The following is a 23,519-nucleotide window of genomic DNA, read 5'->3' as shown; positions in this document are numbered from 1 at the left end:
TCCCCTCTTTTTCTAGAAACCACGTCTAAATACACTTTCGAAGGCTTCGGCATAGACCATTCCAGATTGTCCACCACGAAAAGCAGCCAGTCCTCTAAGGGCTTCATTACTTCTAGGGTGAGGATAATCTCTCATAACACCACGATATTGTGCTAGAGCCTCTATTTTTTTATCTACGCCAATCTCTCCGACTTCGATATAAGTATTTGGCGTGAACTGGTTCATGGCTTTATCAAGTCCCCATTCCGTAGCAGAAGGTACTTCCATGAAGAGCAGTTCTTTCAACGGTTTTATATCTGTTCTTCTCTGGAACAACCTCACGGCAGCTTGGCACGCAATTGATGTATGTAAATGGTCATTGTTCAAATCTGCAGGGTGGTGAGTAAGAATAACTTCTGCTTTGGTTTCTATAATCGCTTTTTCAATAAATTGAACAAGCTTTAAGTGAGGTACCGTGTTAAACTCAATGTTAGGGAAGTCGCCTTTTATGATTTTATTAACTCCCAAGATATTCATAGAGCTGTTTACATCTTCGTAAAGCTCGTCAGTACTGGGACGGTTATTTCTGGCTTGAACTTCGCCAGATAAGATACATACATTCACTGAGTGGCCTTCCTGAGCAAGCTTATACATTGTAGCGCCTGCACCTAGAACTTCGTCATCAGGATGTGCAACGACTATTAAATATGACATGGCATTAACCTCGATTATCTTTTATTTAGCATTATGCTTTTTTCGCGTTTCAATTTTTCTTGCTTTAGTAGCTCAATACTTAATTGGAACATCTATCTCAATCCCAACCAACTACTAAACCACTAAAAATGCAGACCCTTATCTAAGATGAATACTCACGTCCCCACCACCATTCAATCTTTCCCTCATTTTTTCCTCCTAGAAAATCATAACTAAACCCAAGGATATCATGATGAAGATAATAGCTAATTCTAATACTACAGTGATCTCAATCAGGTTAAAACCTCGATTGTCCTTTTCTGGGGTTCCTTCGCTGGTAGTACACCTCTTCATCATGATACCTCTAGTCTTTAAGAAAAGCTACATGGTTTTCTCATTGTAAATATAAGCTAGTAGGTTGATTCGGTAGAATAACGTTTGCAAGAAGGCGATTTTTTCGGAAGTAAATGTCTGCGAATACAGGTTGATAGAATAAGTTTCCGCATCAATGTTAACACTTAGGACTGGGCAGCGCTCTGGACCTTCTAATTCTTCAAAGGCTTTTTGGAATTCTTCAAAAGTCGTGATTTCGTATTGACTCAAATCTTTTGTAAATTGTTCATCCATCAAAGGTTCACTTTGCTCTAAAACTTTTACAATCAGTTGTTCTTCTCTAGAGATTATTTTGATTAGATTGCAAAGTGTTCTTCCGTCATGTTCTTTAAGTGGGATTTTCAGTTCGAAAGCATCGATTGGAATTGATTCCTGCACTTTAAGTGGTGGGGCTGTAATATCATCAATTATTACCACACCATTTTCTGGTTCATAGTACTCTGGCTTTTTTCTCTCAAACTGTTCATCTGGTATTTCCAGAGATGTATAACGAGCGTAATTATGACCTTCGCTGTTTACAAGTACTGTTTGACCGCTTTGTTCGTTGATCACGCGGATGCAGCGCTCTTCGCCTTGTGGAGTTACCCCTCCAGTTTCTTTCGTAATCCAAGGATGATCAGCAAGGAAATCAGAGGCGAAGGCTTGGAAGTCCTCGTTGTTAAGAATCACTTCTGTGGTTACTATGTAGGGTTGACCTTTTTGTGCGTACTTTAAGGTTGCTTCTGTCAGTTTTTTTAGTTCATTTAAGTCGCTGATTTTTCTGTAGAAAATTGCTTTCATCTAACCGGCTCCTCTTCTTTTTCTATGAGGAAGATAGCTTCAGCGAAATAAGTTCTGTTTTTCCTGTGCTTCTTGAAAACTGACTTCAGTATTTGCTTCAATGGCGAGTCAGAAACTATCGTCTTCATGCTCTCGACATGTGCTAGCTGTTGATTGCTCTTCGTATGGGCGATCGTTTACAGCACCGGAACACCGCCACTTTCTCCATCACTTCCACCAACATCTTCTATCGGATGCGCATTGCAGTGGACCTGTCCATTCAAATACATAACCTGCCCGCCACTAGGGCAAATATCTTCACCATAGTCGTACAAAAAATTTAAAAATCTATCTTGCGAGTGCTGTGCATTTTCTAATAAAAGATCTGCTTCATATCTTTTTTCAAGTTGAAAGCAATTGTTGCGACATGCTTTCTCTTTGATTTTTTCTGCAAAACTTAAATAAGTCGGAACTGCTATGGAAATCAAGATGGATATAACAGCAATTATCACTATAAGTTCAATTAGGCTAAATCCACTGCTACAGATTTTTCTATTACTCTTTTTGCTTGTAGTGAACATTCGTAAGTGCCTCCAAGCTTTGGTAATATTTCTGTAGATCTGGTTCTTTCATAATATACACCTGTGGGACGCAGCTTCAAGTACGTAAGCGTCCCGTAGGTGTTTTTCTTTTATCTAGCTACGGCACTTTCGCAATCGCTTCCGGTTCGATCCGCTTGCTGTTAGTTTCCCGAGCCGAACTGCGCTCTTTCCTATCCAATAGCTCGATAGGAGGGCGCTTTTTTTTGTTGTTTTTATCTTCTTTTCTTGGGTTATTAATCTCGGCGATGATTATTTGTTGTTCTTGCGCTGTTATGGGAGTGCTTTCTTTCCCTGGCTTATAGGTCGGGTTCACATCTTCTAGCCATTGGAGAGCTTTTGCTCGTTCTAGTCGATACATTCCTTCATCGGTCATCGTTACTAATTCATGGATGGGTGTGTAAGAGCCTTCGTAGGCACGGGCACAATGGGCGATGCGCATGATTCGTCCGTGTTCTGTCTTTTCTAGCTCTTCCCCACTGTGGCTTAGTTCTTCGTAGAGCTTCTCGCCGGGTCGGATGCCGCTGTATTGGATTTCGATGTCTTTGCCCGGTTCGTAGCCGGAGAGGCGGATGAGGTCGGTGGCCAGATCGGTGATGCGCACGGGTGTCCCCATGTCGAGCACGAAAATTTCGCCGCCTTCAGAGAGTGCGCCGGCTTGAAGAACCAGGGTAACTGCTTCGGGGATGGTCATGAAGTAGCGGATCATGTCGGGGTGGGTGACGGTGACGGGGCCACCTTGGGCGATTTGCTTTTTGAAGATGGGGATGACGGAGCCGCGGCTGCCGAGGACGTTGCCGAAACGGACGACGGCGAAGCGGGTTTTTGCTTGGCGGGCGTAGTGTTGGATAATGAGTTCGGCAAAACGTTTGGAGGCGCCCATGGCGTTGGTGGGGTTGACGGCTTTGTCGGTGGAGATCATGACGAAGCGTTCGGCGTTATGTTCTACGGCCAGTTGGGCGAGGATTTTGGTGCCCCAGGCGTTGTTTTTGATGGCTTCTTCGGGTTGCTTTTCCATGAGGGGGACGTGCTTATGGGCGGCGGCGTGGAAGATGGCTTGGGGTTGGTGTTGGGTGAAGATTTGGTTCAGTATGTAGTGGTTTTTGATGTCGATGACGTAGGTGGTGATGTTGAGGTCTGGGTGGGCCCAGCGGAGTTCTTGTTCAACGGTGTGGATGCTGTTTTCGCCTTGGCCTAGGAGGATGAGTTCTTGGGGGCCAATGGAGGCGATTTGGCGGGTCAGCTCGCTGCCGATGGAGCCGCCGGCGCCGGTGATGAGGACTTTTTTGCTTTTGAGGTAGCTGGCGATTTGTTGGAAGTCTGTCTGGACGGGTTCACGGCGGAGGAGGTCTTCGACTTCGACGTTTCTGAGTTTGTTGACGCTGATTTTGCCGCTGACGAGTTCGTGGAGGGCTGGGAGGATTTGTAGCTTGGCCGGTGTTTTTTTGCAGTGGTTGACGATTTCTCGGATGGTGGTGCCGGGCAGGGAGGGCATGGCGATGACGATTTCTTTGATGCCTTCTCGTTCTACGAGTTGGGGGATGTCTTCGGTGGTGCCGAGGACATTGAGACCGAGGAGGGTTTTGCCTTTTTTCAGGGGGTCGTCGTCGACGAAGCCAATGGGTTTTAGGTGTGAGGGGGCTTGGAAGAGTTCGCGGGCGACCATGACGCCGGCGTCACCGGCTCCGACGATGAGGGTGCGGGTGGTGCCGTTTTTCTCGCTTTTTTTGCCCCATTTGAGTTCGCAGTAGAGGCGCCAGCCGAGGCGACTGGCTCCGATGGCGGTTATGGTGAACATCCAGGTCATGACGATGACGCTTCTGGGAATGTTGAGGTGACTGGTGAAGTAGTCGACGGCGGCGAGGCCGGCGATGGCGACGGTGACGGCGCGGATGAGGGTCCAGAGGTCGGGGACGCTGGTGTAGCGCCAGATGGTGCTGTAGACGCCGAGGGTGTAGAAGGAGGCGATGAGGATGAGGATGCCCCAGGGAGCGAAGTATTGTATATGAGACCATTCGGCGTTGGGGATGTGCATGTCGAAGCGGAGGAAGAAGGCGAATAGAAATGCAAAGGTGAAGAGGAAGCTGTCAGTGACGATGACAATGAGTCGCCTTGCTTTGGAGTTTTTGGTTAGGGTTTCCATGGTTACCTTCCTTCTGTTTTCACGGATGCTGTTTGTGAAAAGCTGAAGTGTTGTAGTGCTTTTCTGGGGGTTGGGGTTGTATTTTTTGCTTATACTTTTTTGTATCATTTTTTGGGGACGAGTACAATCATTTCGACAGTTTTCGACATTCTTTGTTATTAGATTTTTTTATGCCCTTATGGAGAATAGACTAGACTGTTTTTTTGGGGGACGGGTAAATGGCGGTTGGGGGCGATCGGCTGTTTTTTGCTAATTTGGAAATCTTGGTATGATGGTGTGGTAACTTTTTTTGCTATGCCCAGAGTTTTTGCCACCATGTTCTTTTGGGTTTGTCGATTTGTTGTGGTTTTTCGTTGTGGAGGAGGCGGTTGTTGTTGTGGAGGAGGTAGGTGGCGTTGATGCCCCAGGCTTTGAGGGTGCGGAGAGCTTCGGTGAGGTGGAAGGTGCGGGTACGGGGGGAGTGGGCGTCGCTGCCTAGGTAGGTGATGAGGCCTGCTTGGAGCATTTTTTTGGCCTTTTGCTGGGCGCGGGGGCCCATGTGGCCGGTGATGGAGCTGGCGTTGATTTGTAGGTGGAGGCCTGCTGCGGTGAGTTCTTGGAGGGCTTCGAGGTTGTTGCTGTAGTGGCGGTACCGTTCGGGGTGGGCGAGGATGGGCTTGAGACCTCGGAGGGTGAGTTCGTAGATGCTGTCGGCCACCCAGTGGGGGTATGTTTGTAGGGGCAGTTCGATGAGGATGTAGTCGGTGCCGGCGAGGGTGAGGAGTTGGCCTTGGTCGTATTGGTGGGCGCTGTGGGGGCTGAGGAAGATTTCTTGGCCGGGGTAGATGGTGAGGGGGATCTGCTGTTCTTGGAGCTTGCCTTGGAGGGCTTGGCAAGCTTTTATGATTACGTCGGGCTTGGTGATGACGCTATCTTCGATGTAGTGGGGTGTGGCGATGAGATGGGTTATGCCCTGGCTGTGGGCTTGTTGGGCCATCTGAAGGGCTTCTTCTATGGTACGGGCGCCGTCGTCAAGACCCGGTAGGATGTGTGTGTGAATGTCGGTGATGAGGTTGTGCTGTTCTTGGGTCATGGCGTTGGTCCTTCCTTTTTTTCTATGTAATTTTATTCGTGGGCGGGGGTTTTTTTCCTTTTGTTTTCGTTGGTTTTTTTCTTTTTTTTATTGTGGTTGTTTTTTTATGAAAAAAGAGTTAAAAGACTTTTGCTTTTAACTCTTTTGGAGGGTGGTCTATTGGCTGTAGAGTGTGGGTTCGTAACTGTTGGGTATGGGTGAACGGCTGTGATTTATGGAAGAGGTACTTACTTATTCTTCTTGTTGGTAGTAGTAGTAGTAGTCTTTGGGGATGTCGGTGCCGTTTAAGATGGTGCCGATGATTTTGCCGTTGGCTTGTTGGAGGCGGTATTGGGCTTCTTGGACGGAGGTGATTTTGGTTTTTTTGGCTTGGATGACGAGGATGATGCCGTCGACGGTGCTGGCTAAGATGGCTGCGTCGGTGACGGCGAGGGTCGGTGGTGTGTCGATGAGGATGAGGTCGTATTTTGCTTTGAGCTCTTGGAGGAGCTTTTTCATTTTGTTGCTTTGGAGGAGTTCGGAGGGGTTGGGGGGTACGGGGCCGCTGGTGAGGATGTGGAGGTTTTCGAGGGCGCTTTGGGCGATGATGGCTTGGGGTTCTATGTTGTCGACGAGGATGTTGGTGAGGCCTCGGCCGTTGCTGATCTGGAAGGTGCGGTGTTGGGTGGGCTTTCTGAGGTCGCAGTCGATTAAGAGGGTGCGGGTGCCTGTCTGGGCATAGGCGACGGCGAGGTTGGCGATGGTGGTGGATTTGCCTTCTTCGGGGGCAGCGCTGGTGAAGAGAAAGGCGTTGGCGTTGTCGTCCGCGCTGGCGTAGTGCATGCTGGTGCGAATGGTGCGGTAGGCTTCGGCGATGGGGCTTTTGGGGTTGTTGTAGGTGTAGAGGTGACGTCCGTTGATAGGCTTGGTGGGTGCTGTTTTTTTGTTGAAAAATGGCATTGTTCTATGTTCCTCCCTTGGGGCCTTGGCCTTTGGCTTTTATGTCGAATTTGGGGATGGCGCCGAGGACGGGGAGGCCCAAGTGACGGCGGACGTCTTCTTCGTTTTTGATGGTGTTGTCGAGCATTTCTAGGACGAAGGCGAGGGCGACGGAGATCATGAGGCCGATGAGGAGACCGAGAGCCATGTTGAGGCTTTTGTTGGGTTTGACGGGGCTGGTGGGTAAGTTGGCGGGGACGGCGACTTGGACGCTTGTCTCGCCTTGGTTGACGAAGGTAGCGATACGGGTTTCGGCGACTTTGTCAGCGAGGAGGTTCTGGATGTTGCTGAGGCGGTCTGTTTCTCGGCGGAGTTGTTCGTATTCGGTCTGTTTGACGGCCAGTTCTTCTTGGATCTTGCGCCATTCGCTTTCGATGGTTAGGATGGCGTAGTTGATGGTTCGCAGTTGGGCTTCTTTGCCGGCAAGTTCTGCTGATTTCTGGGCGAGTTGGGTGCGGAGGGTCTGGTAGAGGGGGTTGGTGTATTGGTTGGTGTATTGGTTGGTGTCGTTGGGGTTTTGTTGGATCGTTGGTTGGGTGGGCGCTGGATAGGTCGGTTGGGATGGTTGGGGCGTTGGTTTTGGGGCTGGTGTTGGGTTGGTGGGGGCGGGTGCTGTTGTGTGGGTTGGGGGGGGTTCTGTTATTGGGGCTGGTTGTGGTGTTTCTGTGACTGTGGCTGCCGTGTGTTGTTCTGTTAGGAGTTCGTAGTTGATGGGGGCGGGGTCTGTTCCTGTTGGGTACGTGGGTGCGATGGTGACGGCGGCGACTTGGGTGGTGGGTGTGGTGCTGCTTTGGTAGGTGGGGAGGCTTTCGATTTGCCAGGTTAGTTCGTTTTTCTGGGCTTGGAGTTGTTGGATCTCGATTTCGATTTGCATTTTGGCGTTGCGGTAGTGGCTGAGGGCTTCGAGGAGGTTCTGGCTTTCTCGGTCTAAAACTTGGGGGTTGCGGGCTTCTCCGAGGAAGTTGTTAAGCCGCTCGATGGAAGCTTGGAGGCTTTTTTCTTCTTCTTGGATTTGTTGTTCTAGGAGTTCGCCGGAGCGGCTTAGTTTTTCTATGTTCGTTTCGGCCATGTATTCGACATATTCGCGGCCCATGGCGTTGGCGATGTCGCGGGCCATGGTGGGGTTGGTGTTGGTGACGCGGATCTCGACGAGGTTGGTGTCTCTGATGAGGCTGACGGAGACCATGCCGAGGATCTGGTTGGGGCGGTAGATGCCTTCGAGGCCTAGGCTATCGATGACTTTTTCAGCGACGGCTTCATTGCGTATCTGGTTGACGTAGGATTGGAGGGTGAGTTCAGGGAGGCGGATGGCCTGGGCGACGACGTCTTCGAGGTTGCCGCTCTGGCGTTGGGAGAGTTGTCGGGTGTCGATGGCTTGGGTGACAAGGAGTGTGGTCCGTGCTTCGTAGACGGGGGTGAGGACGAAGAAGCTAATGAGGGCGGCGGTGGCGAAGGAGAGTGTGGTGAGAAAGGCGATGAGCCACTTCCATTTGAAGAGTACGGAAAAGAGTTGGCGCAGGTCGATTTCGTCTTCGGGGGGGCCTTGCTTTTCCGTTGGGTGTTGTGGTGGGGTGTTGTGGTTATGCATTTTGGGTAGTTCTGTCCTCTCTTTCGCTTGTTGGTATTGGGGTGGTTGGGTTTGTTGGTGGATCAAAGTTGCTTTTTTTGCGTGATTTTCTTATTTGTTTTTTCTACATATGTTTGTTATTTCCTGCATTGGTTTTGTTGTGCTGGGGTGTTTGGGGGTTTTTAGCTGTTGCTGAGGGCTCTTTGGAGGATTTCTTTTTGTTTTTCTTGGACTTGTTGTTTGTAGTAGGCTCTGACTTGGTGGACTAGGTCCGGTGGTAGGTGGTTGGTACGGAGTTCTTGTTCGAGGTTTTGGACGATTTTTTCGAATTCTTGGTCTGTTTGGCTTTGGAGGGTTTTGGCTTGGCGGTAGTATTTGGTGGCGATGGCGGCGATGCGGGTGGTGGAGCCTGTGTTTTTGGCTTCTATGTATTCTTGTTGGGCGCTTTGGAGCATGTTGTTGAGCTTGGCTTCGTTCTGGATCTGGAGGTTTTGGAGTTCTTCGTTGTAGCGCTGGCGGATGTCGGCTTCGATGGGGCTGTGGCCTTCTGCGTTGAGGGGGTTGAGGGTGATGATGTTGATGGGGCTTTCGTTGTTGGGGCTGCTGCTGGGGTTGTTGGGGTCGCTGCTGTCGAGGCCGAGGAGGTAGGCGAGTTCTTCTTCGGAGAGTTCGCCCTGGGTGAGCCAGCGTTCGATCATGGCTTGGGTGGGGTCGCCTCGGAGGAGGCTGGTGCGGGCGTTGTCGCTCATGCTGAAGTAGAGGGTGACCGTTGTGGTGATGGTGATGATGATGAGGGCTGTGGTGGCGATAAGGGCGATTTGGCGGGGGCGGGTTGGCATGGGGTGGGCCTCCTTTTTTTGGGGGGGTGGGTGGTGAGTGGGGTTCTTGGGGGAAACGTAGTAGAAACCCAGCTATGTTGTGGATAGCTGGGTTTTTTTGTCAATCTGGTGCTGGGCTGTCTGGTTATTTGTTGTTTCGCAGGTTGATGAGGATGGTGGCTGCTTGGGCTCTTGTGGCTCTTTCTTGGGGTCTGAAGGTTCCGTCTGGGAAGCCTGATATGAGCTTGGCTTGGACGGCGGTGGCGACGGCTTCTTCGGCCCAGGGGGCGATGGCGCTTTGGTCTTTGAAGTTGGTTGTTGTGTTATGTTCTGCCGTGAGGTTGGCGGCTCGAATGATCATGAGGGCCATTTGTTCCCGTGTTATGGGGTTGTCTGGTCCGAAGGTGTCGCTGCTGTAGCCGGAGATGATGCCTTGGTTGTAGGCGGCGGCGATGTAGTCTTTGGCCCAGTGTCCTGCTGTGTCGGTGAAGGTTTTGTTGCCTTCTAGGGGGATTTGGAAGGCTTTGAGGGTAAGGATGGCAAATTCGGCTCTGGTGATGTTGTTGTCAGGGCGGAAGGTGTTGTCGGGGTAGCCGGTGATGATGTTTTCTTGGATGAGTTGGCGGATGTTGGCTTCGGCCCAGTGGGTGGTGAGGTCATGGAAGGGAGTTGGGGGTTGTTCTGTAGGTGCTTGGGGGGCGGGAGTTTCATCATCGGAGGTGTTTGTTTCGTTGTCAGGGGTTTCGTTGTTGGTGGGGGTTGTTACGGATCCGCCGCCACCTCCGCCGCCACCGCCAGTACTTCCGCCTGTTGGGGGTGCTGCTGATTCTGGAACAATGCTTTGTTTGACTGCATGGTGAAGCGGCTGGAGGTTGGGGTGGAGGCTGCTGGTTGCTAATGTTGATTCGATTTCTTCACCAAACTTGGTGTTGAGTGCTTTGAATACAGTACTATGGGTGGGCGTTGCAAATACGTTCCCGACTGCTTTAAACAATTCAGTGTTAAAGTTTGAATCTGTTAAAGTGGTGCTTTTGTTAACTTCTTTTTCTAGGTCTTGCAAAAAAGATTTAATCTGTTGTTCGCTGGCCCCTCCTTCAACGAGCTTGCTCACGAATTGGGGGTGCTCCTTTTTGATGTCGCTATACACATCGGTAAAAGAGGATGCTGATGCTACCGGACTGCTTGCTGCTGTAAGTAGAAAGGCCGATAGTACAATTGGTGTTATGATCTGGGTTATTTTTTTGGGATGCTTCATCTTTTCACCTCTTAATTATTCATGGGTTTCATTTATGATAGCATAGAAGCTCGGTAATTGTTTGTCGAAATTAGTATTTTTTCTTCGTCTTTTTGTTTGGATAGTGAAGAAACCAACGACGCTTCAGAAGAAGGTCGCTGGTTCCTTTCTTTTAGTTTTGGTTTGTAATAGTTAGAGTGTATTCTACGGTGTCAATTTCAAAGGTGATGTTAATTTCATTGCTAGGATCTTTAAGTTGTGCTAACCAAGCAAAGAGTGCTTCTCGGCCGATTGTATCGAAAGCAATGGCTTCGAAGATGTCGCTGAGCGCTACATTCGAATCTGATTCCAAAGCACTTATCATGTTGATGGCGAGACTGAAAATCGCCTCTTTCTCTTCTTGTTCACTTTTGTCACGAAGGATTTCAAAGAGGTTGTTGATATTCACGGCTTTGATGATGTCTTTTTTGTTGTTGTTCGATGTTGCGTTGATTGCATTGATTAAGTGTTCTTGCTCAATTTCATTGATGATGCTTTCGGTATGTGTTTCATCTGTTGCTGACAGTGCTTTTTTCACAGCGTCTTTGAGTTGTGTGTTGCTTATAGCGTTCGTTCTAACGGCTTCGTTGAATTTTTCTGCTGTAAGCTCATCGAGGCCAAAGTCTTCCTTGCTGACTAATGTCAAGCGTTCAGCTTCTTTTATGGCCGGGAATAGGGCCCAGGATAGATAGGTTTTTACATCATAAGTTTCGCTCATGAGTATGTCTAGAATTTTGTTTAAGTCTGCTTTAATTTGATCCTTCTGGGCTTGATTAGCTTTTTGCATCATGGAAAAGACTGTTTCGAACTCTTGGGCAATGTGGCTTGTTATTGTTTGCAGTGTTTCCTCTTCTACGTTTTGGGAGAGGTTTAGGATTTCTTCAAAGTCAATAGCGTTCAGGATGGCTTTTCTGGTATCAGGGTCTGTTCCACGCAAAGCTTCCATAAGTTGGGTGTAGTTAATCTGATTGAGATCATTTTCGTTGATGGTGGTGATATCCAGGTTAAATAGATTGTTGTCACCTTCTTGTAGCTCGATTCCGCCAAAAGGCCCTAGGTCTTCGATCCAGAAGGTGAGATTGCCACTTTCGCTAGTGTGAACGATAGTTTGTCGAGTGATTTTGTTAAAGGGGATTGAAAAGCGATTCTCTGCGTCAGGCTCTTCGCCCGCTATAGTTAGGGTGGGAAGGGCTTCTAAAGTTATTGCTATTGTAATGTCTTCTTCTATGGTGAAGGTGCCTTCTTTTACTCGGTAGCCTTCTTTGGTGACTTTATAGCTATAGTCGCCAAAGCCTGATGGTAGTCTATAGGTTCCTGGCTGCTCTGCTGTTATCGGTTCATTGTTGCTGTTTTTGACTTCGATTGTAGCTTCTTCTGGCGTTATTTGGAATGTAGCGTTGTAGTAAGTAACGTTGAGCGTTAGGAGTCTGCTATCTTCTAGAACCTCCTTGGTAGCGATGGCTTTTATCGTGCTTGTATCGGTAATTGTAAATGGTCCGTTATACAAGTGATTTTCGTTTTGGACATTCGGTTCTTCGTTGATAGCGTAGTAAATTTTCGAATCGCTCGTTTCAGGTGTTAGTGTAACGATTACGTCTTTTCCACTTAGTGCTGTTGAAGCTGTAGGTCTGAGGACTCGTTGTGGAATGTTGCTGATGTTGGATTGAGGCATTTCACGGCTATCTGCGAGTGCAATCGTTATTCGTACTGCATCTGGAGAATCTGCCTTAATCTCACTTAGTTCCCCTCTGATCTCTAGCTCTATGGGTGATGTAATTTGGGAGTCGATTTTTAAGTCACTGACTTGTGCTGCTTCAGCAATCTCTATAATACTGTTGGCGACAAGTTTTTCTAAAGTAACTGTTGTAACCGTTGCTTCGATTTTAATGGCTTCTTCCGTCTGAACGTCTTTCTGGATACGGATTACTAGATTATTTACTGTGCTATTATTATCTGTTTTTACTGTTGCCGGTCTTTCTAGCTCAAGACGTACGTCCACGTCCTTTGTTGCTGTGATAGTTGCTCCCGGTACTGCGATGACAATAGGTCTTGTGTTACTTCCTGCAAGTGCTACGTGAATTTGTTCAAATGCTTTATGATCGGATTCTATGGTTGCTGACCGTTCTAAGGTTAGTGTTCCTGTTACTTTGGCCGTTCCTTCAGCAACGATCCGCAAGCCTTCTTTCCTCGATGTGACGGGTCCTCTCAGTTCTGTTGTTCCTAGTAATTTGATGGATTGGCTACCACCACCAGCGAAGGTGGTTTGTCCGGTAATGATTACATTTTCTAGTGTTAGATCGCTTTCTAAAATTTCTTCAGCAACATGTACATTTCCATCAATTGTGATGTTTTTTAAGGTAATGTTCGGTCTGTTGATCGTAATATTTGTGCTAAAGGATTCTTCTTGTCCGTTTATGGTGGTTGCACGTCCATCGTTTAAGGCTGCTAGTAGGCCGTTGACGGTCGTTACCGTTGCTATATTATTTCTAATTGTGTATCCGCTGTCAGTAGCTCTGCTTCCCCCACCGCTCGATGATGTCGGTACTGTGAATGGCACTGTTAAGTTTGATAATGTTACGCTTTTTTCACCGACAGTGACTGCGTCTGTGACTTTCTGCCAGCCTTCGTCTTTTTTGTTGGGGTCAATGGCGGATACTTGATATCTTTTGTTTGGCAGCAAGGTGATTTTGTATTTACCTGTGCTGTCTGTTTTGGTGGTGAAGACGGGGTTGACTTTAAAAGCGATGTCTGCGTTGGCTACGTTGCGGTTGTTTCTGTCTACGAGTCGGCCTTCTACGGTTACGCCTTCTGTGAGGGTAATGTTGATGCTTTTGGTGTCTTTATTCAGGGTGATGTCGCTGGCATAGCCGATGAAGTTGTCTTTTTGGACGGTGATGTCGTATTGGCCGCTTTGGACGTTGAATTTGTAGTTACCCTGTTGGTCTGTGGTTGTTTCGGAGATGAGGTTGAGTGTGCCTGCTTCGAAGAGTTTTACGGTGGCATTGGCTATGTTAATGGTTCCGCTAATGCCTACTTCTGGTCTGGGTTCTACAGGTGTATTCATGGCTTTGTCCAATAAGACGGCGGCTTCAGCGCGGTTGATGGGCCTTTGGGGTTGGAAGGTGCCATCGGGGTAGCCGGTCATGATGCCTTTGGCGGTGATGGCGGCAATGCTGGCTCTTGACCAGTTCTCGATTTGGTTGCTGTCTGTGAAGGTGATGCCGGTTGTGGTGGTTTGAAGTTGTAGGACTTTGGCGATGAGTACGGCGGCTTCTTCACGAGTGATGGAGTTGTCGGGACGGAAGGTTCCGTCGGGGTAGCCGGAGATGTAGCCGGCAGCTTGGCCTGAGGCGATTTGGCTGTAGTGCCAGTCCGTTGTTTTGACGTCTTGGAAGTTGGCCTGGGCGTTGGGGTTGTGTTTGTTAAATGATTTGTTCACCAGGGTTGTGAATTCTGCGCGGGTGATGCTGTGATCGGGTCGATAGGTGCTGTCAGGGTAACCGCTGATCACGTTCTGGTTGACCATCTTGGTAATCCATGGTTCGGCCCAGTGTCCTTTGATGTCACTGAAGTTGGCGGCGAATGCTGCTGTTGTGGTTCCGATGACCAGGCAAAGGATCAGCATTGCTTTGAAAAGTTTTTTCATGGGGGTTGTCGTCACACCTTTCCTTTGTTTACAATGCTTGGCATTGCTCTAGTCTTGTTGGATGTTGCGTGTAGAGCAAGTATTGTGTATGTGGTTTTTGTCTTGTGTTGGTCTGTTTTTGGTGCTATCACCTCCTTCCGATTTCGCTTTTGTTGCCTTTGTTATTGTTGCGTCTTTTTTTGCTATTCAAAGGATATGTATTCCCTTTTGATCTTTTTTTTCCTTCTTTATGGATATTTTGTTGCTGCTATTTCTTTTTGGTGGGGTGGGTTTTTATGATCTGTATTTTCTGAATTTTGTGAATTGTTGTGGGGTACGACCCCGAAAACAGGAGTTGATGTTTTTTTGTCGAATTTTTTGTTAACTGTTATTTTGTAAAGGTCGAGGTGCTGTATGGAGAAGGTTTGTGTGGTTGGGCTTGGTTATATTGGGTTGCCCACGGCGAGTTTGTTAGCGACGAAGGGTTTTCGTGTTCATGGTGTTGATGTGAATGCGCAGGCTGTGGAGACGATTAATCGTGGTGAGATCCATATTTATGAGCCTGATCTGGATGTTTTGGTGAAGTCGGCTGTCCATAGTGGGAATTTGAAGGCTTCGATGGATCCGGAAGAGGCTGATGTTTTTGTTCTGGCGGTGCCGACGCCGTTTAAGGAGGGGCATGTGCCTGATCTTTCTTATATTGAGGCGGCGACGCGTGCTATTTCTTCCTATATAAAGGCGGGAGATTTGGTTATTTTGGAGTCGACCAGTCCTGTGGGAACGACAGAGGCGATTGCTCAGTGGTTGCGGGAGTTGCGGCCTGATCTGAAGGTGCCGGGGCAGGTGTATCTGGCGCATTGTCCGGAGCGGGTGTTGCCGGGGCAGATTTTGCGGGAGTTGATTGATAACGACCGGATTGTGGGCGGCATTGATCTGGCTTCGGCGGAGCGGGCTTGTCTTTTTTATCAGTCTTTTGTGAAGGGGCAGATTCTGCTGACGTCGGCTCGGACGGCGGAGTTGGCGAAGTTGACGGAGAATGCGTTTCGTGATGTGAATATTGCTTTTGCCAATGAGCTTTCGTTGATTTGCGAGCGTTTGGATGTGAATGTGTGGGAATTGATTGATCTGGCCAATCGCCATCCGCGGGTGAGTATTTTGCAGCCGGGACCTGGGGTGGGTGGTCATTGTATTGCAGTGGATCCTTGGTTTATTGTGGATTCGGCGCCGGAGGAGGCGCGGTTGATTCGGACGGCTCGGTATGTGAATGATGGGAAGCCTTTTCATGTGTTGCGTAAGATTAAGGAGAAGGCGGAGCGTTTTCGCCGACCGGTGATTGCGCTGTTGGGGCTTTCTTTTAAGGCTGATATTGATGATTTGCGGGAGAGTCCGGCTTTGGAGATTGTGCGTCATCTGGCTTCTGACGAGGTGGGCGAGCTTTATGTGGTGGAGCCTCATATTGCGGCGTTGCCGGCTTCGTTGGCTTGTTATGATGGTGTGCATTTTGCGGATATGAGGCAGGCGATTCAGGCTGCTGATATTGTGGTGCTTTTGGTAAATCATCGGGCTTTTGCTTTTGTGGATCGGGAGATTTTGAAGGAGAAGATTGTGATTGATACGCGGGGGATCTGGCGGTAGTACCGTCCCTTTGTGTGTTATTTTTCGGGAAAATGAGGTTGTTGTTTGATGCGTGTTATTGTTGTTAGTTATTTTTATTATCCCGAGAATACGCCTCGGTCTTTTCATGCACAGGGGATTGTGCAGGGGCTTTTGGATCAGGGGCATGGGGTGGATCTGGTGATTCCTCGTCTTGAGAATGCGGACTTGCCGCATCAAGGGGATGATCGGGTTCAGGTGCATGCTGTGAAGGCTGGCTATTTTTTTCATCGGACGAAGCGGGTTAAGGATGTGGAGACGCGGGTTTTGATTGATTATTCTTTGCTGCGTTCGGTGATGAAGTGGGGCCATCATTATTTTATCTGGCCTGATCGGACGGTGGAGTGGGCGATTAATGCCTATCGATACATAGTGGCTGAGGGTTTGGCGGCTCGTGCTTCGGCGATGGTGACGAATGGGTTGCCTTTGTCGCCTCATGTGACGGGTTTTTTGGTGAAGCGGAAGGCGCCTCAGTTGCTTTGGGTTGCTGATTATAGTGATCCTTTTTCGAATAATCCTCATTTTGAGAATCGCTTTTATGATGGGCCTTTGGAGCGGTTGATGCTTTCGAAGGTCGATCGGGTTGTGATTCCTACGGAGAAGGCGACGCCTTGTTATGTTGATCTGGGCGTTCCTGCGGAGCGCGTTGTGGTGATTCCTCAGCTTTTTGCGCAGCCGAAGGATGGGGCTGCGGCTGTGACGAGTGCTGCTGTTGCTGAGTCTGCGGCTGGTGATAGTGTAGTCGATGATGGGTCTCGTCATAGGTATGTTGTCGATTCTTCAAAGATCAATTTGCTTTATGCGGGCGAGTTGTATGCCGATATTCGGAATCCGACGGAGTTTGTTCATGGTTTGGTGGAGGCGGCGAAGCAGTTTCCGCAGTTGTGTTTTCATTATTTTGGCAATGCTGGTGCTATGATGGATTATATTGAGGGTGCTGGTTATGCTGTTGATGATGTGCCGATTCGGGTGAATCATTTCCGGCCTCGTGATGAGGTTTTGGCTGTGATGAAGGAGATGGATTTACTTGTGAATCTGAGTAATTTGTCGTCGACGCAGGTGCCGAGTAAGATTATTGATTATCTCCATGCTTGTAAGCCTGTTTTGAATGTGGGACCGGTGATTTATGATCGTTTTTTGAATGCGCCTTATGAACGTTCTGTGATCGCCCAGGTTCTGATGGATTTTGTGGAGCTGCGCCTGGGTGGTGTTTTTGATTTTGATTATGGTGATTTGAAGGCTTTGTATGATTTTGAGGCCAATGCAGCTCGATATGTGCAAGTGATTGAAGGACAGTTGTGAAAAAAAGACTAGCGGCTTGTGGGTGCTTGTGCTCCACTGGCCGCTAGTCTTTTTGGGCTTTGTTATGCGCCTAGGTTGATTTCTTGGCGTATTTCTTTGATTTCGGCTTCGTGCTTGAAGGATTGGTAGGTCAGTTCTTTGAGTACGAGGTTCATTTCGTTTTGTTTTTTGTTAAGGCTTTCTTGTTTGTCGTTGATGATGTTAAGTAGGGTGATGACGTTTTCTTCTTGGCTCCGTTCGAGGCGTTTTTGGCCTTGTTCTAGGCGGGCTTGTCCTTCTTTGAGGCTGGTCATGTCTGCTTCTAGGCTGTCCATTCTGGATTCTAGATGCTCCATTCTGGATTCTAGGTGCTCCATTCTGGATTCTAGATGCTCCATTCTGGATTCTAGACGAGCTTGGCCTTCTTTTAATACGGATAGGTCTGCTTCTACGATGTCCATTCTTGTTGCGAGGTTGTCGACTTTCGCTTCTATCTTGTCCATTCTTGCTTCTAAGCGGGCTTGTCCTTCTTTGAGGCCTTGTAGTTCGTTGAGGATTTGTCGTAAGATTGCGTCGCTCATATTTTGTATTTCCTCCTTTCTTCTCTTCTTGCTTTTGCTTCTATTGCTTCATATTGTTTCCATCTGGGTTGATTATAGCATGCTTTGTGTTGAAATGGAATATTTGTTTTTGAAAAGTTTATTCTCTTTTTTGACTCTTATATTATGGTGGTATGGGCTTATTATAGCTCATAGTAGAAGTGCTTCGTTCTTGCAAATCATGGAATTGGTTGTGGGCCCATGTGTGTCCTGCTGTCTTGTCGATTTTTGTAGTATCTGCGAATCCCTGTGTTTTTTTTGGAGGATTTGGATCTTTTTTGTCGTATTTTATCTACTATAGCTTTTTTGGCGAACATTAGATCTATTCTCTTTGTTGTTATATTGTTTTTAGTGTTATTGCAGGGCATCTTGGAATCGCTTGATTTGTGGAGTGGGTATTTTTTATGAAGAATAGAAAAAAAGTGCTTTTTGTTTTGCTTGTGTCTTTCTTTTTGATTGGTTTTTTGGTTACTTTTGTTACTTTGGATAGAGGGCAGGGGTTCGGGCAGTCAGGTTGTGTTGCTTCATTTTTCTGAAGATGAAAGTGTTACTTCTTCTGAGGGTTTGTCTGGTACGGTATTGGGTGGTTTGTCTGATTCTTTCGCTGGTACTTTTTTGGGTAGTTTTTTTGATGTGAATACTTCTGAAGCGTCACCGCTGGGCTTGACTGTTACTTTGTCGGTTGCGAGTGATGATTTTGTGCTGCGCAAAAAGGGTTGGAGCTTTTTTGATGGTTTTGGTCGGGTTGATGGGGTTGATAGCAATGGGTTGAATGAGCCGATGGCTTGGGTGAATTGGCTGAATTTGTGGGAAGTGGTACTTCCGGTGCTTTGGGTGCTGGGGGTAGTTCTTTTTTTATTGATACGCAGGTTTTTGAGGTTTATCAGCGACAAGGTTGGAAGAAGGTTTTTTGGGGTGAATTGTTGCTTGATGTTGGTTTTTTGGAGTTGACGGAGGATTGGTATTATTTTCTTTGTTATAAGCCTGTGCAGTCTTCAGATGTGCTTTTGCCTGTGACGTTGACGGTTCGTTCTTTGTCGGAGGCGCTTTGGCTTGGCCATTATGCTTATGAGGAGTGGGATGTGTTAAATCCCGGTTGGCGTCATCGGGAGGAGCTTGTTCGTGAGGAGACGGAGCGGGCTTTGCCACGGAGGAGTCTTTTTGTTGATGGCGTTGATTTTGGTGCTTTTCTGAGTATGGTGTATGTCTATGAGCCTCTTTATTGGGGGGTTCGGAAGGAGCGTTATGATCTGGTGCCTGATCCGATCTATGTGGATCAGGGGGATCGTAAGGTGTTTACTTTTTATTTTCCTCATGCGGTTGGTGTAGAGGTTGAGCAGTGGGGCCTTTTGGGGGAGGCGGGTATGTTTTGGTGGGATGATGTGGGGCAGAATCAGTTGCGTTTTATGGCGAATCTAGATCGGGTTCGTCCTTGGACGCGGGAAGGTGTGCAGGCGATGACGCCGATTTCGTTTGAGCCTGCTACGCCTCGTGGTTTCTGGGTTGCGCCAGATGATCCTGTCGGGAAAAGGGTTCTTATGGAGGGCGAGGAGCGTTTTGCTCGAAATGTGGCTTTTCTGGCTCTGGATGCTGCTTTGAAGCGGCAGCATGAGGAGGGGATTTGGCCTTTGATGCCTCGTTCTGATTGGCTTTATGATCAGTATGGTATGGATGTTTCTTTTTATGATAGTCGTTTTAATCGGGATATGGCGCTTTTTTTGCTTCAGGGGTATCGCCGTTTTGGGGCTGAGCCTTTTCTGGATGGGGCTTTGCGGTATGCTGATTTTTTCTGTAATCATGCGCTTCGTTATCATGAGATTACGGAGCGGGGTGGGTTTTTGGTCTATGATTATTTGGATTTGCGCAGTGGGTCGGGGCGTGAGGCTGCGGTGGGGGCTCTGTTGGATGCTTCGTCGGGGTCTTCGGGGGCGATTCAGGATCCGGCGGAGGCGCCTTGTGCCAGTGATAGTTTACGTGAGCGGCCTGCGTTGCGGGCTTTGTCTCATGTGTCGCTGAATCATCTTTTGTCTGAGATGAATTTTCTTTATGAGGTTTATGAGGTGCGGCCGAAGGCGCTGTATCTTGAGGTGGCGGAGAAGATTCGTTTGGCCGTCCTTGATCGGGCCGGTGCTTGGATTCGTGATGAGGGCGAGGGCGATCTGTGTTATGCTTGGTTGCCTGATGGTTCTTATGGTTTGCTTGATTATGCCTTGCTGACTTTGAGTGATATGCGCTATAGCCAGGCGATTTTTGAGAGGCGCGAGGGGATTGTTGATGAGGAGTTTCAGGTTTTGATTGAGCGACAGGAGGTTTTTTTGCGGGAGAGAGGGTTGTTGTATGAGTAGGTGTGCATCACGTCCTAAAAAAAAGAACCCTTGTTAGGGCTCGTTATGGTTTGTTCAGTTCTTCTTTTAGTTTTTGTACTTCTTTTACGTCTAATCCCATGATTTGGGATACCAGGGTGACATCTAGCCCTGCTTTTAGGGCCGCTTTGGTTTTTTCTCGAACTGTTTCTTCTCGGCCTTTTTGTATGCCTTCTTTCCAGCCTTCTTCGCGACCTTGTTCTCGAATCCATTGTTCAATCTCTGTCATTTTTAACACCTCCATCAATGTCTTTTTTACACTTGTTGAGAGAAAGTTGTCTGTTATGGCTATGATGGCTCCAATTACAAATGTTCGATTTTTGCTGTTGGTAAAAGTTTTTTCTCTATTCTTGTGCTTTTCTACGGTTGCTGTGGTTTTTCTTTCATTGTAGCAGGATTGGTTTTGGTTAGGACAGTTCTAACTTTGTGTCTTTTAATAATCGGTTCTAAGCAGTAAAAGCAGTGATTTTGTCTAACCCCCCATGCCCGGTCGGGCACAACCACTGATGAAAATAACTTTTCCTGATTACGTTGGGGTTACTTCATAGAGGGACCAGGTCATCACGCTTTCCTCCGCTCTGGACTGGTCCCACGCTGTTACCGCCAGCAAGCTACTGATGCGCTGAGGTCCCAAGTCCCGCTGCGGAAAGCGTGATGCCCTGGCCCAGAGGCAGGCGTTATGACTTCCTGGAGAGAGGACTTCAGACCTCAGCCATCGGCAGCTTGCTGCCGCTCATGGCGTGGGATGAGTCCGTTCGGAAGGAATTCATAACGCCTGAACCCACCACAAGGTAGCTATTTTCGTTTTCTAATCGAATAATAACGAACAATCGAATATATTGTTTGTTGTAGATCCTTCGATTAATGGGTAGAGTGCGTCTCTGATCAGAGACGCACTCACGCATAAAAACCATGATGAAAGCTAGCTACATAGGGAAAGTCTTTTTTGATCAATGTACGAACCACTTTTTTGCTGCCTAGCCCCTTCTGATCCATAACAATAATTAACTTATCTTCATACTTTCGCAGTTCTTCTATGCGTTGTGGCAACTCTTTCACAGGGATGTTAATTGCATTTTTTGCTCTTTGTGCTTTATATTCTTCTTTGCTCCGTATATCAAGAATAATGGCGCTTCCCTTTCCCTTTAACAAGGGTGATGCCTGCTCGTTGGTAATGGTAGGCAAATCCCAGCCCATGTAATAGCGTAAAGCAATGTAAACAATAACCAGTGTTCCAGAGACTGTCATAAAAAATTGTAGATCCATTGTTAACCACTCCTCTATATTCTATTGCTTTTCAAAACTTGTCATTGAACGGAGACTATTGGGGGGGATATAATGGAAAATGAATGAAAGATGTCAAAAAAAAGGGGCTGAGCAGGGTGACAGACAAGATTCACATTGATGCGATGACGATAGAGATCACGGAAAAGGTTGCCCTGGAAGTTGCAACGGTGTTGGAGAAAGCAGAATTGGAATATGGGGGTCTTTTACTAGGCAACGTTTTCTTTCAGGAGAAAAAGGGAAATCTTGGAGCTATGGTGAAAGTAGAAGCTTTTTTGCCAGCAAAGGATATTATAGAAGAACAAACGAGCATTCGTTTCACCGATAAGACTTGGGATGATTGGGTTATACAACGCAGAAATTACCCAAGTATGCAAGTCGTTGGTTGGGTACACAGTCATCCTGGCTATGGCATTTTCTTTTCAGGGCAAGACGTAATTAACCAACAATTATACTTCTCCAGACCCTGGAATATTGCCTGGGTCGTTGACCCTAAGCAAGGCTTACAAGGTTTCTTCCATTGGAGATACGATACCATGGTTGAAACAGAAAACTGGCATGTAATGCGTTACGTAGCGCCTCCAAGCTGCAAAAATTCTCCAAAAAGTGATCCTATTTCTCGTTCTGCACGGAAGAGAGAAAATCCTGCTACCACAACGAAAGAGAATGAAATCGCAACGACTGTGGATGCTGTTGAAAAGCTAGAAAAAAATCATTTTGATAATGCAATTGAATATACTGAGGTCCTTTCATCAACAGTGCAGAAAAATGAGGAAAAGGAATGGACTCTTCAACAAGAAGAGCAACCTCAACAAGAGCAACTTCTACAAGGACAACTGCAACAAGAGCAAGAAGCAAGCGATCTTTTGTATGAAGATAAAGCAGAATCTAGCAAGGTCGACGAGAGCACTAAAAGCTATAATACCCTTGAGAGTTGTGCAATCAATGAAAAAGATCAAGAAGCAGTGGTACACAAAATTGATGATCTTGCACAAGATCCTTTGAAGGAAATTCCACCTGAGGCTAGAACTTTTAAGAATAATGGATGGAATCCAAGCTATGATAACTATGATAACAAAGCCAAAAAAGGTTGGAAGCAGGCGGTAAGATTTATTTTTCTCGCTTTGCTTGTCTTTAGCGGTGGCGCCGTCACAGCATTAGGGATCTATGTTCTGTTAAACTAACGTAAGTAAGCCATCGTAGTAAAAACTTAATGATTCGATGGGGGTGACTTTATGGTTGAACAAATTCCGGCATTGCTAGGAGGAGATCGTCGAGTTTTGGCTCGTATGATTACCTATGTAGAAAATGACGGTGAAGGCAAAGAAGCATTGTTACGAGAATTACATCCTTATACAGGGAAAGCTTATGTGATTGGAATAACAGGCTCACCAGGTGCAGGCAAGTCTAGTCTGACCGATCGAATCATTACAGAACTACGCAAGGGAGATTATAAAGTCGGCGTTATCGCTGTTGATCCGACGAGTCCCTTTACAGGTGGCGCCATTTTGGGCGATCGAATTCGCATGAGTGATCATTACCTTGATCAATCCGTATTTATTCGTTCTATGGGAACAAGAGGTAGTCTCGGTGGCTTATCTAGGGCGACCAAAGAAGTCATCAAAGTACTCGATGCGTCCGGTTGTGACTTCATTATTGTAGAGACTGTAGGGGTAGGCCAATCAGAACTAGAGATTATGACAGCAGCAGATTCAACGCTTGTGGTATTAACACCGGGCGCAGGTGATTCTATTCAAGCCATCAAAGCAGGTATTATGGAAATCGCTGATATTTTTGTTGTTAACAAATCCGATCTAGCCGGTGCTGACCGTGTTGTTACAGAAATTGAAGTCATGCTTGATTTAGGTGGTTACAAAAAAGGTGATCAGTCTTGGCGTCCTCCTGTAGCGAAGACCGTTTCAATCAATGGCAAGGGTGTCGATGAGCTCGTACAAAAGGTAAAAGCCCACCGACAACATTTGGAAAAAAGCGGAAGACTAGATCAAGAGCGGCAGCGTCGTTTAAAAGCTGAAGTAAGTGAAATCATAGAAGAGAGAATCAAAGAAATGATTCGACAACAACTCGGTCGAAGTGGACAATGGAACGATTTACTCGAAGAAGTTGTTGCTAGAAAGATCGATCCCTATACAGTCGCAAGCCAGATTATAAAGGAAGAGTTATGGAAAAGGTCTACACCTTGACAAAAGAGGTTAACCTTTCTAACATAGTAAAGAGCAGATATTTTGTAGGACAAGCATAGGATAATTCGATGATAAGGAGGAGTACACCGCCTTCGCCCTTTAGAGAGGCAGCCCTTGGCTGAAAGGTTGCTGGGTAAATCGGTGGAAGTCGCCTTAGAGTGCTTTACCATAGCCGGCTGGGAACCGTTATCATCCCTCAAGTGCCATTGTTTGGGCTCACTTTCTTTCAGAGCTCTCTA

Annotated in this window: 18 protein-coding genes and 1 other annotated feature (1 of these 19 only partly in view); of the genes, 5 read left to right on the top strand and 13 right to left on the bottom strand. The window is 47.3% G+C overall.

The window, feature by feature from the left end; genetic code table 11:
- Window positions 1–12: 12 nt before the first annotated feature.
- From FTV88_RS05210 to FTV88_RS05165, 10 genes are all read right to left on the bottom strand, one after another.
- Entirely contained in the window at window positions 13–693 is a 681-nt protein-coding gene (locus FTV88_RS05210) for a PIG-L deacetylase family protein (protein WP_153724706.1), read from the bottom strand.
- Between the two features lie 360 nt (window positions 694–1,053).
- A complete protein-coding gene (locus tag FTV88_RS15615; RefSeq protein ID WP_207707917.1) occupies window positions 1,054–1,845 on the bottom strand; it encodes a DUF6329 domain-containing protein in 792 nt (263 codons plus the stop codon).
- 176 nt (window positions 1,846–2,021) lie between these two features.
- Entirely contained in the window at window positions 2,022–2,405 is a 384-nt protein-coding gene (locus FTV88_RS05200) for a type II secretion system protein (RefSeq protein WP_153724705.1), read from the bottom strand.
- Window positions 2,406–2,523: 118 nt separating this feature from the next.
- Complete coding sequence (locus FTV88_RS05195; RefSeq protein ID WP_162007906.1) at window positions 2,524–4,566, bottom strand: polysaccharide biosynthesis protein; 2,043 nt, start codon at window positions 4,564–4,566, stop codon at window positions 2,524–2,526.
- A gap of 292 nt (window positions 4,567–4,858) precedes the next feature.
- Window positions 4,859–5,638 (bottom strand): tyrosine-protein phosphatase, encoded by a 780-nt coding sequence (locus FTV88_RS05190; RefSeq protein WP_153724703.1) that lies wholly within the window; start codon window positions 5,636–5,638, stop codon window positions 4,859–4,861.
- Window positions 5,639–5,869: 231 nt separating this feature from the next.
- Window positions 5,870–6,577, bottom strand: coding sequence for a CpsD/CapB family tyrosine-protein kinase (locus FTV88_RS05185; RefSeq protein ID WP_153724702.1), 708 nt, complete (start codon window positions 6,575–6,577; stop codon window positions 5,870–5,872).
- A 4-nt stretch (window positions 6,578–6,581) separates the two neighbouring features.
- Window positions 6,582–8,204, bottom strand: a complete 1,623-nt coding sequence (locus tag FTV88_RS15995; RefSeq protein ID WP_162007905.1) for a GumC family protein — start codon at window positions 8,202–8,204, stop codon at window positions 6,582–6,584.
- Window positions 8,205–8,365: 161 nt separating this feature from the next.
- Window positions 8,366–9,022 (bottom strand): hypothetical protein, encoded by a 657-nt coding sequence (locus tag FTV88_RS05175; RefSeq protein ID WP_153724700.1) that lies wholly within the window; start codon window positions 9,020–9,022, stop codon window positions 8,366–8,368.
- A 124-nt stretch (window positions 9,023–9,146) separates the two neighbouring features.
- The gene (locus FTV88_RS05170; protein WP_153724699.1) at window positions 9,147–10,256 is read right to left on the bottom strand and encodes an S-layer homology domain-containing protein; all 1,110 of its coding nucleotides are present in this window, start codon (window positions 10,254–10,256) and stop codon (window positions 9,147–9,149) included.
- A gap of 151 nt (window positions 10,257–10,407) precedes the next feature.
- On the bottom strand, window positions 10,408–13,920 hold the full coding sequence (locus FTV88_RS05165; RefSeq protein WP_153724698.1) for an S-layer homology domain-containing protein: 3,513 nt from the start codon (window positions 13,918–13,920) through the stop codon (window positions 10,408–10,410).
- Between the two features lie 393 nt (window positions 13,921–14,313).
- Here FTV88_RS05165 and wecC point away from each other — a divergent pair, with 393 nt between their 5' ends.
- Together wecC and FTV88_RS05155 are read left to right on the top strand one after the other, a co-directional pair.
- The gene (gene wecC / locus FTV88_RS05160) at window positions 14,314–15,534 is read left to right on the top strand and encodes a UDP-N-acetyl-D-mannosamine dehydrogenase (protein ID WP_153724697.1); all 1,221 of its coding nucleotides are present in this window, start codon (window positions 14,314–14,316) and stop codon (window positions 15,532–15,534) included.
- 48 nt (window positions 15,535–15,582) lie between these two features.
- Window positions 15,583–16,854: a glycosyltransferase gene (locus FTV88_RS05155; protein WP_243137469.1), complete on the top strand. Its 1,272-nt coding sequence runs from the start codon at window positions 15,583–15,585 to the stop codon at window positions 16,852–16,854.
- A 62-nt stretch (window positions 16,855–16,916) separates the two neighbouring features.
- On the opposite strand, the gene FTV88_RS05150 is transcribed toward FTV88_RS05155, so the two are convergent.
- Complete coding sequence (locus FTV88_RS05150; protein ID WP_153724695.1) at window positions 16,917–17,414, bottom strand: hypothetical protein; 498 nt, start codon at window positions 17,412–17,414, stop codon at window positions 16,917–16,919.
- 803 nt (window positions 17,415–18,217) lie between these two features.
- Between FTV88_RS05150 and FTV88_RS05140 the strand changes: the two genes are divergently transcribed.
- The gene (locus FTV88_RS05140; protein WP_162007904.1) at window positions 18,218–19,777 is read left to right on the top strand and encodes a hypothetical protein; all 1,560 of its coding nucleotides are present in this window, start codon (window positions 18,218–18,220) and stop codon (window positions 19,775–19,777) included.
- 43 nt (window positions 19,778–19,820) lie between these two features.
- Here the strand turns inward: FTV88_RS05140 and FTV88_RS05135 are convergent, their stop codons facing one another.
- The gene (locus FTV88_RS05135) at window positions 19,821–20,024 is read right to left on the bottom strand and encodes an RpnC/YadD family protein (RefSeq protein ID WP_153724692.1); all 204 of its coding nucleotides are present in this window, start codon (window positions 20,022–20,024) and stop codon (window positions 19,821–19,823) included.
- 668 nt (window positions 20,025–20,692) lie between these two features.
- On the bottom strand, window positions 20,693–21,061 hold the full coding sequence (locus FTV88_RS05130; RefSeq protein ID WP_153724691.1) for a rhodanese-like domain-containing protein: 369 nt from the start codon (window positions 21,059–21,061) through the stop codon (window positions 20,693–20,695).
- Window positions 21,062–21,177: 116 nt separating this feature from the next.
- Here FTV88_RS05130 and FTV88_RS05125 point away from each other — a divergent pair, with 116 nt between their 5' ends.
- Both FTV88_RS05125 and meaB read left to right on the top strand, forming a co-directional pair.
- Window positions 21,178–22,263, top strand: a complete 1,086-nt coding sequence (locus tag FTV88_RS05125; RefSeq protein WP_162007903.1) for a Mov34/MPN/PAD-1 family protein — start codon at window positions 21,178–21,180, stop codon at window positions 22,261–22,263.
- Between the two features lie 51 nt (window positions 22,264–22,314).
- Window positions 22,315–23,280 (top strand): methylmalonyl Co-A mutase-associated GTPase MeaB, encoded by a 966-nt coding sequence (gene meaB / locus FTV88_RS05120; protein ID WP_153724689.1) that lies wholly within the window; start codon window positions 22,315–22,317, stop codon window positions 23,278–23,280.
- Window positions 23,281–23,339: 59 nt separating this feature from the next.
- Window positions 23,340–23,519: a binding site (T-box leader), on the top strand (it continues 48 nt past the right edge of the window).

Origin of the sequence: Heliorestis convoluta (genome assembly GCF_009649955.1) — a bacterium.
GTDB lineage: Bacteria > Bacillota > Desulfitobacteriia > Heliobacteriales > Heliobacteriaceae > Heliorestis > Heliorestis convoluta.
Note: the sequence above shows the minus strand (reverse complement) of the source record. Positions and strands in the feature narration are given on the sequence as shown.